Source organism: Aeromonas media (assembly GCF_020423125.1).
Taxonomy (GTDB): Bacteria; Pseudomonadota; Gammaproteobacteria; order Enterobacterales; family Aeromonadaceae; genus Aeromonas; species Aeromonas media.
This window is the reverse complement of the sequence record NZ_CP075564.1, coordinates 1,346,442-1,363,357: the sequence shown is the minus strand read 5'-3', so window position 1 is coordinate 1,363,357 and position 16,916 is coordinate 1,346,442. Positions and strand designations below refer to the sequence as shown.

13 protein-coding genes are annotated in these 16,916 nt (G+C 62.8%); 9 read left to right on the top strand and 4 right to left on the bottom strand.

Translation table 11 applies throughout. The features are described 5' to 3' along the window. Positions 1-41: 41 nt before the first annotated feature. Positions 42-617, bottom strand: coding sequence for a nucleotide exchange factor GrpE (gene grpE / locus KI797_RS06435; RefSeq protein WP_025327678.1), 576 nt, complete (start codon positions 615-617; stop codon positions 42-44). A gap of 264 nt (positions 618-881) precedes the next feature. On the opposite strand from grpE, the gene nadK reads away from it, so the two are divergent. Further along, positions 882-1,766: an NAD(+) kinase gene (nadK, locus tag KI797_RS06430; protein WP_025327679.1), complete on the top strand. Its 885-nt coding sequence runs from the start codon at positions 882-884 to the stop codon at positions 1,764-1,766. A gap of 39 nt (positions 1,767-1,805) precedes the next feature. Here nadK and KI797_RS06425 read toward each other — a convergent pair whose 3' ends face one another. Next, the gene (locus tag KI797_RS06425) at positions 1,806-2,966 is read right to left on the bottom strand and encodes a GGDEF domain-containing protein (RefSeq protein ID WP_226172094.1); all 1,161 of its coding nucleotides are present in this window, start codon (positions 2,964-2,966) and stop codon (positions 1,806-1,808) included. 323 nt (positions 2,967-3,289) lie between these two features. Here KI797_RS06425 and recN point away from each other — a divergent pair, with 323 nt between their 5' ends. The 8 genes from recN (at position 3,290) to KI797_RS06385 (ending at position 14,557) form a co-directional block, all read left to right on the top strand. Continuing rightward, positions 3,290-4,954, top strand: a complete 1,665-nt coding sequence (gene recN / locus KI797_RS06420) for a DNA repair protein RecN (RefSeq protein ID WP_226172092.1) — start codon at positions 3,290-3,292, stop codon at positions 4,952-4,954. 685 nt (positions 4,955-5,639) lie between these two features. Further along, complete coding sequence (locus KI797_RS06415; RefSeq protein WP_226172089.1) at positions 5,640-6,533, top strand: DHHA2 domain-containing protein; 894 nt, start codon at positions 5,640-5,642, stop codon at positions 6,531-6,533. A gap of 383 nt (positions 6,534-6,916) precedes the next feature. Next, the gene (locus KI797_RS06410; protein WP_226172086.1) at positions 6,917-7,357 is read left to right on the top strand and encodes a histidine kinase; all 441 of its coding nucleotides are present in this window, start codon (positions 6,917-6,919) and stop codon (positions 7,355-7,357) included. Positions 7,358-7,604: 247 nt separating this feature from the next. After that, positions 7,605-8,768: an efflux RND transporter periplasmic adaptor subunit gene (locus KI797_RS06405; protein WP_226172083.1), complete on the top strand. Its 1,164-nt coding sequence runs from the start codon at positions 7,605-7,607 to the stop codon at positions 8,766-8,768. Beyond that, entirely contained in the window at positions 8,765-10,834 is a 2,070-nt protein-coding gene (locus KI797_RS06400; RefSeq protein WP_226172080.1) for a MacB family efflux pump subunit, read from the top strand. Before KI797_RS06405 ends, KI797_RS06400 begins: the two co-directional genes overlap by 4 nt. Next, complete coding sequence (locus tag KI797_RS06395; RefSeq protein ID WP_226173024.1) at positions 10,834-12,252, top strand: efflux transporter outer membrane subunit; 1,419 nt, start codon at positions 10,834-10,836, stop codon at positions 12,250-12,252. Before KI797_RS06400 ends, KI797_RS06395 begins: the two co-directional genes overlap by 1 nt. 133 nt (positions 12,253-12,385) lie before the next feature. Next, complete coding sequence (locus KI797_RS06390; RefSeq protein ID WP_226172077.1) at positions 12,386-13,192, top strand: siderophore-interacting protein; 807 nt, start codon at positions 12,386-12,388, stop codon at positions 13,190-13,192. Between the two features lie 258 nt (positions 13,193-13,450). Further along, positions 13,451-14,557 (top strand): 3-deoxy-7-phosphoheptulonate synthase, encoded by a 1,107-nt coding sequence (locus KI797_RS06385; protein ID WP_226172075.1) that lies wholly within the window; start codon positions 13,451-13,453, stop codon positions 14,555-14,557. Positions 14,558-15,032: 475 nt separating this feature from the next. On the opposite strand, the gene KI797_RS06380 is transcribed toward KI797_RS06385, so the two are convergent. Both KI797_RS06380 and dsdC read right to left on the bottom strand, forming a co-directional pair. After that, a complete protein-coding gene (locus KI797_RS06380; RefSeq protein ID WP_005332615.1) occupies positions 15,033-15,440 on the bottom strand; it encodes an H-NS family histone-like protein in 408 nt (135 codons plus the stop codon). Between the two features lie 408 nt (positions 15,441-15,848). Continuing rightward, positions 15,849-16,793 carry a DNA-binding transcriptional regulator DsdC gene (gene dsdC, locus KI797_RS06375; protein WP_043132497.1) on the bottom strand — a complete coding sequence of 315 codons (945 nt, stop codon included), beginning with the start codon at positions 16,791-16,793 and terminating at the stop codon, positions 15,849-15,851. Positions 16,794-16,916: the final 123 nt, after the last annotated feature.

The following is a 16,916-nucleotide window of genomic DNA, read 5'->3' as shown; positions in this document are numbered from 1 at the left end:
AAAAAGCCCGCCGAGCGGCGGGCTCAGCACAGGGACGGTGCTCAGGCCGGGGCCTTGGAGACCATCACCATGGCCGGACGGATCACCCGACCGTTGAGTTCATAGCCCTTCTGCATCACGGCGATGACGGTGTTGGGCGCCAGCTCGGCGTTCTCTATCATGCTCATGGCCTGATGGGCGTTGGGGTCGAACGGCTGGTTCTGCGGATCCAGGGCGACCAGGCCAAACTTGGCCACCGAGCTCTGCATGGATTTGAGGGTCAGCTCGACCCCTTCGATCATCGGCTTGAGCGCTTCGCTCTCCTTGTCGGCGAGCTCGATGGCACGCTCCAGGTTGTCCAGCACCGGCAGCAGCTCGGCGGCGAACTTCTCCAGCGCGAACTTGTGTGCCTTCTCCACGTCCTGAGCGGCGCGGCGACGCAGGTTTTCCATCTCGGCGACGGCACGCACGGCGCGCTCACGCTCTTCCAGGGATGCCTGCTGGGCTGCCTCCAACTGGGCCTCCAGCTCGGCAATGCGGGCCTGCTCGGCTGTCACTTCACTGTCTACATCGGTCGGCTCGACTGGCTGGACTTCCACTTGCTCCATCGCTTCAACCTTTTGTTCTTCGTGGCTCATGACATCTCCAATATTCAGGGGTTACTTATGAGGGGTTGCTGACGTTCAGGTAAGCGACACGCGTCAACGGACCCTGTGTTGGCGCTATTATGGGGACGCAGCCCCGGCTTTCAAGGGGAAAAGGCCATATCAGGCACAATGCCTGCCGCCAGCCGGCCAGCTTGCCGCTTTTCGGGGCCGATTGCGCCAAGGACCATGGAGACAGACAAATCCCCGGCAAAGCGCGGTATACTCCCCGCAAGACTTCCCCAGACCCGATAACCTATGGATTCTCCGTTCAAAACCGTTGCCCTCATCGGCAAGCCCCATCATGAAGGGGCCAACCAGACCCTCAGCGGCCTGTATCAATACCTGAGTACCCGCGGTTTTCGGGTGCTGCTGGAGAGCCGGGTCGCCCAGACCCTTGGCATGCTGGGTGACAACGTGATGGATCTGGTGCAGCTCGGTGAGCAGGCGGATCTGGCCATCGTCGTCGGCGGTGACGGCAACATGCTGGGGGCGGCCCGGGTGCTGTCCCGGTTCGATGTGGCGGTGATAGGGGTGAACCGGGGCAACCTCGGCTTCCTGACCGATCTCTCCCCCCAGGATTACCTGCTGCCCCTGGAGCAGGTGCTCTCCGGCCACTTCAAGAGCGAGCACCGCTTCCTGCTGGAGGCCGCCGTCTATCGCCACGGCGAGCGCAAGTCGAGCAACCTGGCGGTCAACGAGGCGGTGCTGCACCCGGGCAAGATAGCCCACATGATCGAGTTCGAGGTCTATATCGATGGCAGCTTCATGTACAGCCAGCGCTCGGACGGCATCATAGTGGCTACCCCCACCGGCTCCACCGCCTACTCCCTGTCGGCGGGGGGCGCCATCCTCACCCCCAAGCTCAACGCCATCACGCTGGTGCCCATGTTCCCGCACACCCTGAGCAGCCGCCCCATCGTACTGGACGCGGACAGCGAGGTGCGGCTGCTGGTCTCCCCCGACAATCAGGATGACGCCATGCAGGTGAGCTGCGACGGCCAGGTGACCCTGGCGGTCCACCCGGGGGACGAGATCCTCATCAAGAAGAGCCAGCACAAGCTGCATCTGGTGCACCCGCTGGATTACAGCTACTTCCACGTGCTGCGCAACAAGCTCGGCTGGGGCAGCAAGCTGTTCTAGAAGGCGGGCCCGGGCCGCGGCAAGGCTGGCGGCGAGAGCCTAGCCCTCGCCGCCCTCAACCAGCCGAAGCGGTCCGGGCTCGAGCTGCAGATGCACGCCATTTCGCCCCGCCGCCTTGACCCTGTACATGGCCTCGTCGGCCTTCGTCAGCAAGTGCGCCAGCCCTGACTCCGCGCCCGCGCAGACGCCCCCCACACTGACCGTCACCCCCTCGCACGGCGGGCAGGCCCCCTGACGGGAGCCAGTCTCTATCTGGCGGCGGATCCGATCGCAAATGTCATGGGCCATCTGGCCGTTCACCCCTCCCATGATGATGGCGAACTCCTCGCCACCTATGCGCCCCACCAGATCATCCTTGCGCGTCTCGGCCACCAGCACCCTGGCCACGTACCGGATCACCTCATCACCGCAGCCGTGACCAAATCGGTCATTGACGCGCTTGAAGTGGTCTATGTCGAGCACCACCACGCAGCGCATCTGCCCTGGCCGCGCCCGCTCCCCCTGCCTGAACAGGCCGCGCCGGTTGAGCACCCCGGTGAGGGGATCCCGCTCCGAGAGGGCCAGCAGCGCCTGCTCCGCCTCCACATAGGCCACCAGGGGCAGCAGCAATACCGAGCCTATGGTCAGCACCATGTGCATGAAGAAGATGCCATCGAGCAGCCAGTCTCCCTCACTCACGGGGCCAGTGGCCCCCAGCAGGAGCAGCAACCCCTGGCTCAGCAGTATGGTGAAATGCAGCAGGTAGATGACGGCGACGGCATGAAGTACCCGCTTCTGGTGCCGGCTGAGGGAAACGATGAGACAAGCACACCAGAGGTAGACCACAGACTCCATCAGGGCCAGCACCATGCGCACCTCGAAATGGCTCGACAGCCCCAGATAGGCAACCAACAGCAGGGCAACCCCTCCCCACAGGGTGCGGGGGCGCCAGGACAGGCCATAGAGGGCATAAAAGCCGGCCAACAACAGCAATATGCTCATGAGGGAGACCAGGCCACCGACCCTGATCCCCAGGGCCGGATAACCACTCCCTATCCCCAGGCTGAGCAGCAAGATGGAGAAGGAGAAGAGGAAGGCCGACAGGGACCAGAACAGGAAGTTGCGCCGACCAGGCTTCAAGAAATGGATGAACAACATGAGCAGTGCCGACATCAGATTGATTGCCAGGGAGATCAACAGCAGGGTCGGGGTGTGGATCATCTAGATGCATCCTTGGTGAAAGCATGGTGGCCTGCCCGTTGAACCCGAGCCATGCCTGTCTCGAGTGTGTCTCAGCCATCCCGACTCCACAAGTTCACTGCCTCTACAAGACCCCATAAAGGTGAACCAATACAGGCTGATCGCGCACCTGGCCCCTAAGGACACATCGCCCATGGGATGCCATGACGGCTAGGTGTGGCACCTCGCACAGCCCCTCACCCCCTTTGCCCGGCAAAAAATCCCGCCCCGCACACTTTACTGTATATAAGACCAGTATATACTGGATGCATACACAGTGATGTTGACCCATACAGGATGAGACCATGCTGACCCAGCTGACCGTCAACAACTTCGCCATAGTCAAGTTTCTCGAACTCGATCTGCAATCCGGCATGACCTGCATCACAGGGGAGACGGGGGCAGGCAAATCCATTGCCATCGACGCCCTCGGCCTCTGCCTCGGCGAGCGGGCCGAAGCCAGCATGGTGCGGCCGGGCAGCGACAAGACGGAAGTCAGTGCCCGTTTCCTGCTGGACGGCAACCCGGCCGCCCGCGCCTGGCTCGCCACCAACGAGCTGGAGAACGACGGTGAGTGCATAGTTCGGCGGGTACTCTCCGCCGAGGGGCGCTCGCGCAGCTACATCAACGGCGTCCCAGTCCCCCTGGTGCAGCTCAGGAGCCTGGGCCAGTTGCTGGTCAACGTTCACGGCCAGCACGCGCATCAGCTGCTGCTCAAGCCTGACTATCAGCTCGCCCTGCTGGACGGCTATGCCGGTCACCACCTGCTGCTCGATGAAGTACGCCAGCACTATCAGCAGTGGCGCCAGCTGCAGAACGAGCTCAACCGCCTCAAGGCCGAGCAGCAGCAGCGGGAGGCCCGTCGCCAGCTCATCGAGTATCAGGTGCAGGAGCTGGACGAGTTCGCCCTGCAACCCGGGGAATTTGAGGCCATCGAAGAGGAGCACCAGCGCCTCGCCAACGGCACCGAACTGATGCAGGAGTGCGGCTATTGCCTCGACCTGCTCTATGACAACGAGGAGACCACCATAGCCGGCCTGCTGCAGGTGGCGGTGGACAGGGCCGAGACCCTGGTCGGCATGGACAGCCGCCTTGGCAACGTGCTCGGCATGCTGAACGAAGCCCTGATCGGCGTGCAGGAGAGCCACAGCGAGCTGCGCAGCTATCTGGATCTGCTGGAGCTGGATCCCGAGCGTTTCAACGAGCTGGAGGCCCGCCTCTCCAAGGCGATCAATCTGGCCCGCAAGCACCACGTCAAGCCGGCGGATCTCCCGTCGCAGCATCAGGAGCTGGCCAGCGATCTCGCCCGCCTCCACTCCGATGAGGAGCGGTTAGAGGGGATGGAGGATGAACTGGCCGAGGCCCGTCAGGCCTTTGTCCAGGCGGCAGAGGTGCTCAGCCAGAGCCGTCAGCGTTATGCCCAGGAGCTGGCCACCCAGGTGACCGCCAGCATGCACGAGCTGGCGATGCCCGATGGCCGCTTCGTCATCGAGGTGCGCCCCGACGCCCAGAGCAGCCTGTCGCCACTCGGCATCGATCGAGTGGAATTCATGGTCACCACCAACCCGGGGCAGCCCATACAGCCGCTGGGCAAGGTGGCCTCCGGCGGCGAGCTGTCGCGCATCAGCCTCGCCATAGTGGTGATCAGTGCCCGCAAGATCTCCACCCCCACCCTGATTTTCGACGAGGTGGACGTGGGGATCAGCGGCCCGACGGCGGCAGTGGTGGGCCGTCTGCTTCGCCAGCTCGGCGAATCCACCCAGGTGATGGTGGTCACCCACCTGCCCCAGGTGGCCGGCAAGGGCCACCAGCACATGGTGGTCAGCAAGCACACGGACGGCAAGACCACGGAGACCCAGATGCAGGCGCTCAACCAGGGGGCCCGCCTCAACGAGCTGGCCCGTCTGCTGGGGGGGGATCAGATCACCGACAACACCCTGGCCAATGCCCGCGAGCTGCTTGCCTCCTGATGGCAGCGCGGCAAGCCATCGACCCCCCTCGCCGCCCCAGGGGCGGCGAGCCCCATCAGCCCCTTCGATGACCTGACCGGGAGTGAGTCACCTGCCTCCCGGCACCAGTCCTAGCGTGTCATCAACCTTTTCGGTGGCCTGATCGGGGAGGTGAGTAACCACTCTCCGGCAGCCTGCCTTGAGTGGCGAGCCATCAAGCCTTCGGCCATCTGACTGGATAAGCGAGTAGCAAACCTCTCAAGCAACCTGCCCGGAAAGGCGAGCCATCCTCCTCGGTAGCCTGCCCAGAGAAGCGGGCCTTCAATCCTTTCGGTGACCTGACCGGGAAGACGAGTAGCAAACCTCTCAAGCAGCCAGCCCGGAAAGGTGAACCATCCCCCTCGGTGGCCTGCCCAGAGAAGCGGGTCTTCAATTCTTTCGGTGACCTGCCCGAAATCACGAACCCAAGCACGCCCACTCAGTCACCCCATGATCCGGACCCGCCGCCAGCGGCCCTGGTCAATGACGGCGGTGCGCCCTCTCCTTCTCCGACTCTCGGTGCCCCAGGCCAGAGGCCAGAGCCTGGCCGGATTTGCCCCCATCACCGCCAGACAGTAGAGTGGAACCGACTCGGGCCCCATGGCCCTCTCTGGCCCGGCGCCGCGACATGCGGTCGAGCCCATCACCCGACATCAGGAACCGCCTCATGCTTCATGTCTTTGGCCACAAGAATCCCGACAGCGACAGCATCTGCACCGCGCTGGTCACCGCAGACTGGCTCAACCGTCAGGGTCGCCCCGCCCAGGCCTATGCATTGGGTGAACCCATTGCCGAGACCCGCTTCATCCTGGAGACGGCAGGGATGGAGGCCCCCCCGGTTCTGACGGGCAGCGTCGCCAACAAACCGGTCTTTCTGGTGGATTTCAGCGAGCTAGAGCAGGGGCCGGAAGGGTTGGCCGAGGCCGATGTACAGGGCCTCATCGATCACCACCGCATCGGCACCCTCATCACCCGTGGCCCCCTCGATGCCTGGATCAGGGCGGTCGGGTGCAGTGCCACTGTGCTGCTGGAGCTGATGGGCCATGAGAGTCTGTCCCGCGCCCAGGCCAGGTTGTTGCTGGGGGCCATCATCAGCGACACCTTCAACTTCACCTCCCCCACCACCACGGCAGAGGACAGGCTAGCGGTCGACCGGCTGCTGCCCATCGCCGATCTGGCCCTGGCCCCCTTTGCCCAGACCCTGCTGGAGCGGCGCACCCAGTTGGGCGATACCCCCCTGCGCGAGCTGCTCGTGGCCGACGAGAAGGCCTACCAGATAGCGGGTCATTCCCTCATGGTCAGCCAGATCTGCGTGATGGATCCGAGCCAGATGCACAGCCGGATGGAGGAGCTGCATCAAGCCATGGCACAGAGGCTGACCCTGGACTCGCTGGATGGCTATGTCTTGATGCTGACCGATCTGGCCAAGGGAAACAGTGAGCTCCACTTTGCCAGCAGGGGCATACTGCCCGCCGAACCGGTCCAGCTGGCGGGGGCCCTCAGTCGCAAGAAAGAGGGGCTTCCCTGGTTGACCCAGCTGTTGTCAAAAGTGCCCCGCTAAGCCCTGTCACAGTGGCGGCCCCCCGACCGCCACTGAGATTGCCCGCCCTTCGACACCAGGTCCCGGCACCTTGGCTTGAAGCCGGGCGAGCAGCATGATCACCAGGCTCATCCAAGAAAAATCCCACAGCTATGCTGCCCATAGACCATTTACCCATGCCATTCCTCCATCAAGGGGGTCATGGGCGGCATGTCTTCATTCTCCGTTCAACTGCGTCTGTTATGCTGATGTAAACGAAGATGATCTTGCGCGCCCTCACCGACAAAGGATGACGTCTGGCGCCCGCAGACAACTGAGTACCATGCAATACAGAGCGGGATCATTGTGGTAGGGGACAGCTCCTTTGTTCCCGGTGACCCGCGCCATGCCAAGGAGAACTGCTTATGACCCACACCAACATAGTGCTGTTGCTGGAAGGCAAGGATTACGAGCAGGAGACGCTGGCCAAGGCGAGCCGCCTGGCACAGGGACTGGGCTGCGACCTGACCCTGCTGCACCTGACGCACAGCAGCAAGGTGCGCCGCAAGAGCCTGTCGCTGTCCGAGGAGGAGCGCAGCGCCCAGGGCACGCTGGATGCCAAGGCCATCATCAGCGAACTCATCACCCTGCTGCCTCATCCGGTGGATTACCACTGCCTGGTGGTCGATGACGTGGTCAGGGATCTGGGCCAGTGGCTGAGCACCCACCCGACCTCGCTCCTGCTGGTCGGCAGCCGCCACCACTGGATGGAAGGTTCGCTGGCCCGCCTGCTCATCTACAAGCTGCCCGTCGATATCCAGATCTGCCACGAGCCCTATGCCGAGCAGCTCAAGGCCGTCAGCTGAGTACCAGGAAGCCCGCTCAACGAGCGGGCTTCCTGCATTTATCCCCTCGGTAGACCTCCCAAGCCCCTTGCTCCGCCCCCATCGGGTATCATGCAGGTCTGGCCTTCCCTCCCCTGCCGACATTCAGCCCCTCTTAATTGACAACTTCATCTACATGATTTCTTACACATTGCTCGCTTCTTTTTAAGTGTCATTTGCTGCAGGATATCGCCCTTGCACGCCTTCACTCGTTTCGTTCAGGTGATAAATGAAGACTCTTCCAAAACCAGGCAAGTACGCCCTGTTCGCCCTGGCGTTGCTGGCCCTCGTGGTCTGGCTGGCCTGGCCCGGCAAGACCCCGGACCCCGTACTGACTGCGACCGTGACCCGTCAGGACGTGGAGCAGACGGTGCTGGCCAGTGGCGTCCTGCAGGCCATAGAGCAGGTGGATGTGGGGGCCCAGGTCTCGGGTCAGGTCACCTATCTGGCGGTAGAAGCCGGGCAACAGGTCAAGCAGGGGGATCTGCTGGCAGAGATAGATCCCCTGATAGCCCAGAACAACCTCAAGACCGCCGAGGCCGAACTGGCCAGCCGCCGTGCCCAGCTCAAGATCAAGCAGGCGCAGCTCAAGCAGAACGAGCTGGCCTGGCGCCGCCAGCAGCAGATGTTCAGGCAGGAGGCGAGCTCCCGGGCCGATCTGGAGAGTGCAGAGGCGCAGCTGGCCGTCACCCGGGCCGAGTTGCAAAGCGCTCAGGCGGACATCGACAACGCCCTGATCAAGGTGGAGCGCACCAAGACGGAGCTCGGCTATAACCGCATCCAGGCCCCCATGGATGGCACAGTCGTCTCCATAGTGACCCGCCAAGGGCAGACCCTGGCCGCCAGCCAGACGGTCCCGACCCTGCTCAAGCTCGCCAACCTGGACACCATGACGGTCAAGGCACAGATCTCGGAGGCGGACGTCACCAAGGTCAGGGCCGGCATGCCGGTCTACTTCACCCTGATCGGAGACCCGGACCGCCGTTATCACGGCACCCTGCGCACTGTCGAGCTGGCCCCCACCAACATCAACGAGCAGAGCGCCAACACCACGACCACCAGCAATGCCGCCATCTACTACTACGCCCTGTTCGATGTGCCCAACCCCGACCATCAGCTGAGGGTCGCCATGACGACCCAGGTCACCATAGTGCTGGGTGAACGCAAACAGGTTTTGGCCATCCCCCAGACCGCCCTCGGCAAGAAGCTGGGGGAGAACGAATATGAGGTCTCCCTGCTCAAGGAGGATGGGCAGAAAGAGACCCGCCGCATCAAGACCGGCATGAAGGATGACATCAAGATAGAGGTGGTGAGCGGCCTTGACGAGCAGGACAAGGTGACACTGGAGCAGGGCAAGCCCGTCCAGAACGACGAGATGGAGATGGTCCCGTGAGCGAGCCCCTGATCCAGCTCAAGGGCATAGAGCGCCGCTACCAGAGCGGTGAGCACGAGGTGACTGTGCTGCACCCGCTGGATCTGACCATAGCGGCGGGGGAGATGGTGGCCATCGTCGGTGCCTCCGGCTCCGGCAAGTCCACCCTGATGAACCTGCTTGGCTGCCTCGATCGCCCGAGCGGCGGCCAGTACCTGTTTCGCGGTCAGGACACCGCCGGCCTGGATGCCCTGGCCCTGGCGCGGCTGCGCTGCCACCACTTCGGTTTCATCTTCCAGCGCTACCATCTGCTGCCCCATCTGGATGCGGCCGCCAACGTGGAGATCCCCGCCATCTATGCCGGCACCTCCCGCCCCGAGCGCCAGATACGTGCCCGCACCCTGCTGACCCGCCTGGGCTTGAGCGATCGCAGCCACCACAGGCCGGGCCAGCTCTCCGGCGGCCAGCAGCAGCGGGTCAGCATAGCCCGGGCGCTGGCCAATGGCGGCGAGGTGATCCTGGCGGACGAGCCCACCGGCGCCCTCGACAGCCACAGCGGCAAGGAGGTGATGGCCATCCTGAAGGAGCTGCACGAGCAGGGTCACACCATCATTCTGGTGACCCACGACATGGCGGTGGCCAACCACGCCAATCGCATCATCACCCTGCGGGACGGACGCGTGGTGGAAGACAGCGGCCAACCGGCGGCCAGCCCCGCCATCTCCCCGAATAGGGCCCACGCCCACGGGATGGACGAGTGTGAGCAGATCCCGCAGACCACTGTCGATCAGGTATCTTCCGAGCTCCCCCGACCAGCCGCCGGGCAGGAAGCGCGCGCGTCGGCGCCGGGCCGGGTCGCCACTGCCTCCGTCGCCAAGCGCGGCAGCCAGGGCTGGGATCGCTACCGGGAGGCGGGTCGCATGGCGCTGCACGCCATGCTGGCCCACCGCATGCGCACCTTCCTCACCATGCTCGGCATCATCATCGGCATCGCCGCCGTGGTCAGCGTGGTGGCGCTGGGCCAGGGGGCCCGCGCCAAGGTGATCGACGACATCAACGCCATGGGCACCAATACCATCGACATCTTCCCCGGCAAGGACTGGGGCGACGAGAAGGCCGCCAGCATCCAGACCCTGAACGAGCGGGATCTCGACGCCCTGCTCGGCCAGCCCTATCTGGAGGGGGCCAGCCCCCAGATCGCCACCTCGGGCCAGCTGCGCTATCGCAACAAGACCAGCAGCGGCAGCGTGGTAGGGATCGGCAGCGACTTCTTCCGGGTCAAGGGGATGACCCTCACCCAGGGCCGCCTGCTCGATGAGCGGGACATCCGCAGCCGGACGGCGGTGGCCGTGGTGGATGGCAAGACCATAGCCAGCCTGCTCGGCAAGACGGATCCCGTCGGCCAGGTGGTGCTGGTCGGCACCCTGCCGGTGCGCATCGTCGGGGTGGTGGCCCAGGAGACCGGCTTTGGCCCCAGCAGCCAGTCGGTCAATGTCTGGCTGCCTTACAGCGCCGTGATGAGCCGCCTCATCTCCCAAAACCACTTCAGCCAGATCACCATAAGGGTCAAGGACGGGGTCCAGCCCGCGCTGGCCGAGCAGGCCGCCGTGGCGCTGCTGACCCAGCGCCACGGGGTGAAGGATTTCTTCACCTTCAGCAGCGACAGCATCGTCAAGTCGGTGGAGAAGACCACGGCCACCCTGACGCTGCTGGTCTCCGCCATAGCGGTGATCTCCCTCATCGTCGGCGGGGTCGGGGTGATGAACATCATGCTGGTGTCTGTGGTGGAGCGCACCCGCGAAATAGGGATCCGCATCGCGGTCGGCGCCCGCCAGTCCGACATACTGCAGCAGTTTCTGATCGAGGCTGTGATGGTCAGCCTGCTGGGGGGCCTGCTCGGCATCGGCCTGGCCATCTTCATCGGTTTTATCTTCTCCCTGCTCGTGGAGAGCTTCCAGATGCGTTTCTCGCTCTTCTCCATCCTGATGGCCTTCGGTTGCTCCTCGCTCATCGGGATCCTGTTTGGTTACCTGCCCGCCCGCAATGCGGCCCGGCTCGATCCGGTCGAGGCACTGGCGAGGGAATGATGATGCACAACTTATCCGGCCGGGGGCTGCGCCTCTCGTCCAACCAGGAGCACAGCCCCTTGTCAAAAACGGCGCTTAGCCTGATTCTCACCGTCTGCCTCAGTGCCTGCAGCCAGCAGAGCACCTACCACAGACCCGAGCTGGACGTGGCGCCAGCGTGGCAGCAGGACGCCCGGGATCTTGGCGACCAGCAGGCCGGGCTCTGGTGGCAGGGGTTCCAGGATCCCGCCCTCGACCAACTTGTCGATAAGGTGCTCGCAGCCAACCCGGACATGCAGGTGGCGGGGCTCAGGCTCAAAAGTGCTCTGCTCGGCGCCGATCTAGCCGACACCAACCTCACCCCGTCGGTCAACGCCAGCCTGGGGGCGAGCGGCAACAAGAACATCAAGGACGGCAGCGCCAGCAGCAACCTGGGCCCCTCCTTCAACCTGAGCTATGAGGTGGATCTCTGGGGCAGGCTCGCCTCGGTGCGGGATCAGGCCCAGTGGGAGACAGAGGCCAGCGAGCAGGATAGCGCCGCCACCCGTCTGATGCTGGTAGGCAAGACCCTGGAGCAATACTGGCAGCTGGCTTACCTCGGCTCGGCCCTCTCCCTTGGCGAGCGTCAGCTGGCCAACTACGAGCGGATAGAGCGGCTGACCCAGGCAAAATACGACGCCGGGGCCGTCACCCGCCTCGATCTGGTGCAGGCCAGCCAGCAGAAAGCCGGCAAGCAGGCGGAGCTCGCCTCCCTCACCCTGCAACGGGAGCAGGCCGGCAACGCCCTGCGCCTGCTGCTCGGCCGCAGCAGCGGCCCGCTGGAGTTTGCCCCGACGTCCCTCGCCATGGGCCCCATTCCTACGCTGGCGGTCGGCATTCCCGCCGATGTGCTGGCCAGGCGCCCAGACGTGCGGGCCGCCGAGCTGCGCCTTCGCAAGACGCTGGCCAGAGGGGACGAGATTCGCACCGGTTTCTACCCCACCCTCAGCCTCACCGGCGGCGCCAGCACCACCTCGGACACCCTGACCCAGGTGCTGCAAAACCCGGTGGGGACCCTGGGCGCGACCCTGGCGCTCCCCTTCCTCGAGTACAACAAGACCCGGCTCTCCATCGCGAGCTCCGAGATTGACTATCAGATAGCCGAAACCGAGTTTCGCAAGCAGCTCTATACGGCCCTGCTGGAGGTGGAGGACGGCCTGGCCGCTCGTCAGCAAGGGGAGCAGCGGCTGCGTTATCTCGAGCAGCAACTGGCCTATGCCAAAGAGGCCGAGCGGCTGGCGGGGGCCCGCTTCCTGGCGGGCGCCACCGGGGTTCAGCCCTGGCTGGACGAGCAGAATCGACTGTGGGATGCGGAGCTCGGCGTGCTGGCCCAGCAACAGAGCCAGCTCAAGACCATGGCCGGGATCTACCGGGCGCTGGGAGGGAGCGATCGGAGCTAGAGCCCGGTCAGACCCCAGGGCAGCCGACATGGCCTCCATGCTGGCTGCCCTTGCCCCTTCCCCGCCACAAAGCAATTGATAATAATTTTCATTTAATGAAAAATGAGCGCTCTCGTCTGTCAGGAGTACTCAAATGTCACAGTCCGCCCCGGTCAATCGCCCTCGCCTGCTCACCGTCAAGCATGTCCACGATGTGAGCCCCCATCTGCGCCGAGTCTGCCTGACCAGCCCCGAACTGGCGGATTACCCCTTCAGCTGTGGCGGCGCCCATATCAAGATCATGCTGCCCCGGCCGGGCCAGAGCGAGATAGTGCTGCCAACCCCGACCCCCAAGGGTCCCCGTTGGGAGGATCCGAGCCAGAAGCCCATCATCCGCACCTTCACCATCCGCGCCTTCCGCCGCGAGGCCCTGGAGATCGACATCGACTTCGCTCTGCACGGTGATGTCGGCCCCGCCAGCCGCTTCGCCCTCCACGCCAAGCCGGGGGACAGGCTCGCCATCTCGGGTCCGGGCGGTCCGGACCCCATGTTGCAGCTGGCCGATCACTACTACATGGCCGGCGATCTCACCTCCCTGCCCGCCATCAGCGCCATGGCCGAGGTGATGCCGGCAGAGGCCCGGGGCCATATCGCCCTGCTGGTGCCCCATCAGGACGATGTGCAGGATCTGTCGCTGCCCGAAGGGGTCAGCCTGCGCTGGTTTGTCGGCACGCCGGACCAGACCGGCCCCCTGGTGGAGTACTTCACCGCCCAGCCCATGGCTGCCGAGGGAAGTTATTTCTGGTTCGGGGGGGAAGAGGGTCTGGTGGTGCCCCTGCGTCGTCATGTCAGGCGAACCCTGGACACCGATCGCCAGCGGGTCTATGCCGTGCCTTACTGGCGCAGCGGCAAGGATGAAGACGCCTACCATCAGGATCGCCACGTCGTGATGGATAGCTGATAACCACCTGTATTCCTTGTACTTGTCAGGCCTTCTCCCGCTCGGGAGCGGGCCTGGTTGCCATTCTCCCCTCCCCCTTACGGCCCGCCCCCCATCTTTGGTGATCCTCTCGGTAGTGCTTGCATTTGAGACGAACAGCAAGATAATGATAATCACTCTCAACAAAGATGGTGTGTCCTGGACGCAGATCCCCTGATCCAGACACCCGGGCGTTACGGGCCCATCGTCGACCCCATTTCCACAGCAAGGTAATCCCAGATGGCTGTTTTGAATTCGGTAATGCGCGCCTTCGCGGTGGAGGCGCTCCCCACCCCTGCCGACCTGTTGGCACAGCATCCCTGCTCGGCCGATATGGCGCAGCACATTGACCAGCACCGCCACCAGGTGCGCCAGATCCTGAGCGGGGCGGACGATCGCCTGCTGGTGGTGATAGGCCCCTGCTCCATCCACGACCCCGTCGCCGCCCTCGACTATGCGAAAAGGCTGGCACGGCTCGCCACCGAGTATCAGGAGAGCCTGCAGATAGTGATGCGCACCTATTTCGAGAAACCCCGCACCACAGTCGGCTGGAAGGGGCTGGTATTCGACCCTCATCTCGATGGCAGCAACGACATCGGTCACGGGCTCCACCTGGCCCGTCAGCTGCTGCTCGACATCAACCGGCTGGGGCTGGCCACCGCCACCGAGTTCCTCGATACCACCAGCTTCCTCTATCTGGCTGATCTCATCAGCTGGGGGGCGATCGGCGCCCGCACCACCGAATCCCAGGTACACAGGCAACTGGCCTCGGCCCTGCCCTGCCCCGTCGGCTTCAAGAACGGCACGGACGGCAACATCCGGGTGGCCATCAATGCCATCTTGGCCAGCGAGGCCTCCCACCTGTTCACCGCCCCAGGCAGTCAGGGGGGCATGGTGGTGATCAAGAGCGAAGGCAATCCGGGCGGCCACATCATACTGCGCGGCGGCACCCTGCCGAACTATCACCAGAGCGACGTGATGGACGCGGCCGAACGCCTGGCGCGCCAGGGGCTGAACCCTCGGCTGATGGTGGATTGCAGCCACGGCAACAGCCAGAAGCTGCACCAGAACCAGCTCCTGGTCGCCGGGGAGCTCTGCCGCCAGTTGCGGGGCGGGAGCACTGCCGTTGCCGCCGTCATGGTCGAGAGCTTTCTGCAAGGGGGCAGCCAGAAACCGGCGCCACTGAGTGAGCTGCAATATGGCTTGTCGGTCACCGATGCCTGCCTCTGCTGGGAGGAGAGTGAAACCCTGCTGGCCATGCTGGCCGATGCCATCGAGGCGCGTCGTCAATGTTCAAACAGGCGCGCCATTCCCCTTCGCAATGAAGTCAGCCAGCCTGTCAGCTAACACATTGCCTATTTCTCCACAGCGGGGTCGCCAGACCCCGATTCACATCTTCGGCCTGGGTAAATGACATTCACATATTGTCCTGGCAAGGGTGCCAAATAGAGCAGTCATGAGGGAAGAAATTGGTACAAGAGGGACAATGTCTCCCCATGATAGAAAAATGGGCAGACAGGCAGAGCGAGAGATACACCGGCAACCCCACCTATTTAATCCCATCGTGACGCCCGCTAATTTGTTGTCTTGTGCCATCAGAGATAACAAATGGGCTGTATGAGTCCTCATCGTGTGGCTGACAACACGCCACAGAGATTAGCTTCCCGCTAATGGATCCTTTTTATTGGCCCATGATGGTCATGGCTATTCCGGATAGGTAATCGTAATTCGGTGTCATCTTCTCTGGACAATAGAACAACAGGATCCTGAAAATAATAATGCCGCCCCTTGGGCGGCATTATTGATGAAGCGATCCTGGCAATCAGATCAGGAAGTCGTTCAGATCCTTGCCCAGCGCAACTTGCTCGGCAATGGCTTTGGGCATGCGGCCCTGGCCGGTCCAGGTCTTCTCCTGGCCATCTTCCTGATACTTGTATTTGGCAGGGCGCGGAGCGCGCTTGCTCTTGGTCGCGCCAGCAGCTGCCGGAGCGGCCACGCTGCCGATCAGCTCGCGCGGATCGATGCCAGCCTGTTGCAGCATCTCGGTAAACTCGCTCAGCTTGCGCTGACGCTCTTCCTGCTCGGCCCGCTCTTGCTCTACGGACTCGGCACGCTCGTTATATACCAGATCAAACTTTTCTTTCGCTTCTTGCAGTTGCTCAAACGGCAGTTCACGAATGGCAGCACGCAAGCTGCGAATGTTCAGCAGAACCTTCAGAAACTCGTTCATTACTTCCTCACAGAATTATTTTTGTATGTCACAGGGATTACACATTCTGAGAATAGCATGTCCGCTCGATAACAACATAATGATTTTATAGTGCCGGAGCAATTCCTGGCACCTGGATGTCATTATTCCCTGTGGTTAATTCACGCCGTCACTCTTATCAGATGGTCCACTCAACAGACATTATTTCTTCAACACAGCTTAATCGGTGCCAGTTTCCCAAAGTATTCATCAGCCAGATAAAAGAGGTGCCATCCAAGCACCGCCATGTATATATCCCACCCCATTTCGCCATCAACACAGCTCGGTGTTCCATGTACAAATATTGGCCGCACCATCCGGGCATCGGATGAAAAAGCACCATAGCCAAACCGTGCAGCGCCATGCATCAAGGGCACTCTTCTCCCTGGCTCAGCCAATTTCCTTTGCCTGGGCGCTTATCCATTCGATGAATGCCTGGATCTTGGGGCATTGGCGATGGGGGAGCGTGGCCATGTAGTAACGTTGATTGCAGCGAACCGCCTTGCCCGGGAAAGGCTCCACCAGTTCGTTGCGCTCCAGCCGCTGGCGCACCAGGTTCTTGCGGCCCATGGCCACGCCGGCGTGATTCATGGCGGCGATGATGGCGAGATCGGAACGATCGAAGCCCATGCTCGACTGGCAGCCATCGAGGGAGACATCCGCCTGGCGGGCCCAGCTGCACCACTCGTCGGTATCCGAGTCATATCCCCAGGCCTGCCTGTCGTGCAGCAGGCGACAGTGGTTCAAGTTATCCGGGTTATTCAGCAACTGGTGTCGCTCGGCATATTCGGGGCTGCACACCGGCACCATGTATTCATCCATCAGCGGGTGGATGGCGAGCCGCTCCGGCACCTTGTCATCGAAATAGATCGTCAGATCGATACCATAGCCGTGCAGATTGACGTTCTCGTTGCCTGTCATGATGTTGAGATCGATCTGGGGATGCAGGCGGGAAAAATCCGCGAGCCGCGGCACCAGCCAGCACTGGGCGATGGAGGGACGGGAGTAGACGGTCAGGGAACCGGACAGCTCCTGATTCTTGATCTCCAGGATCTCCTGGTTGATGAACTCCAGCGATGACTTGAGCGCCCAGAACACCCGCTGCCCCTCCGTCGTCAGCACCACCTTGCGATGAAAGCGCTGGAACAGCTTGAAGCCGAGCTCCTCTTCCAGCGCGCTGATCCTGTGGCTCACCGCACTCGGGCTGAGCGCCAGCTCATCCGCCGCCAGGGCAAAGGAGCTGTGGCGGGCCGCCGCCTCGAAGGTGTGCAGCTTGGAGAGCTGATAGCCGCTGAGCAGCTTGTTTCTCGATACGTAGTTGTCTTCGGTATACATCCGCCTTCCCCGTCACCGGCTCAACATCGCCGTCATGATATCCCGGATGACCTGATTCAGGGTGAGGCAACCGAACCCAAGTCACATAAATACCGCTAAATGTGATGAATGTGGCACCTTTGC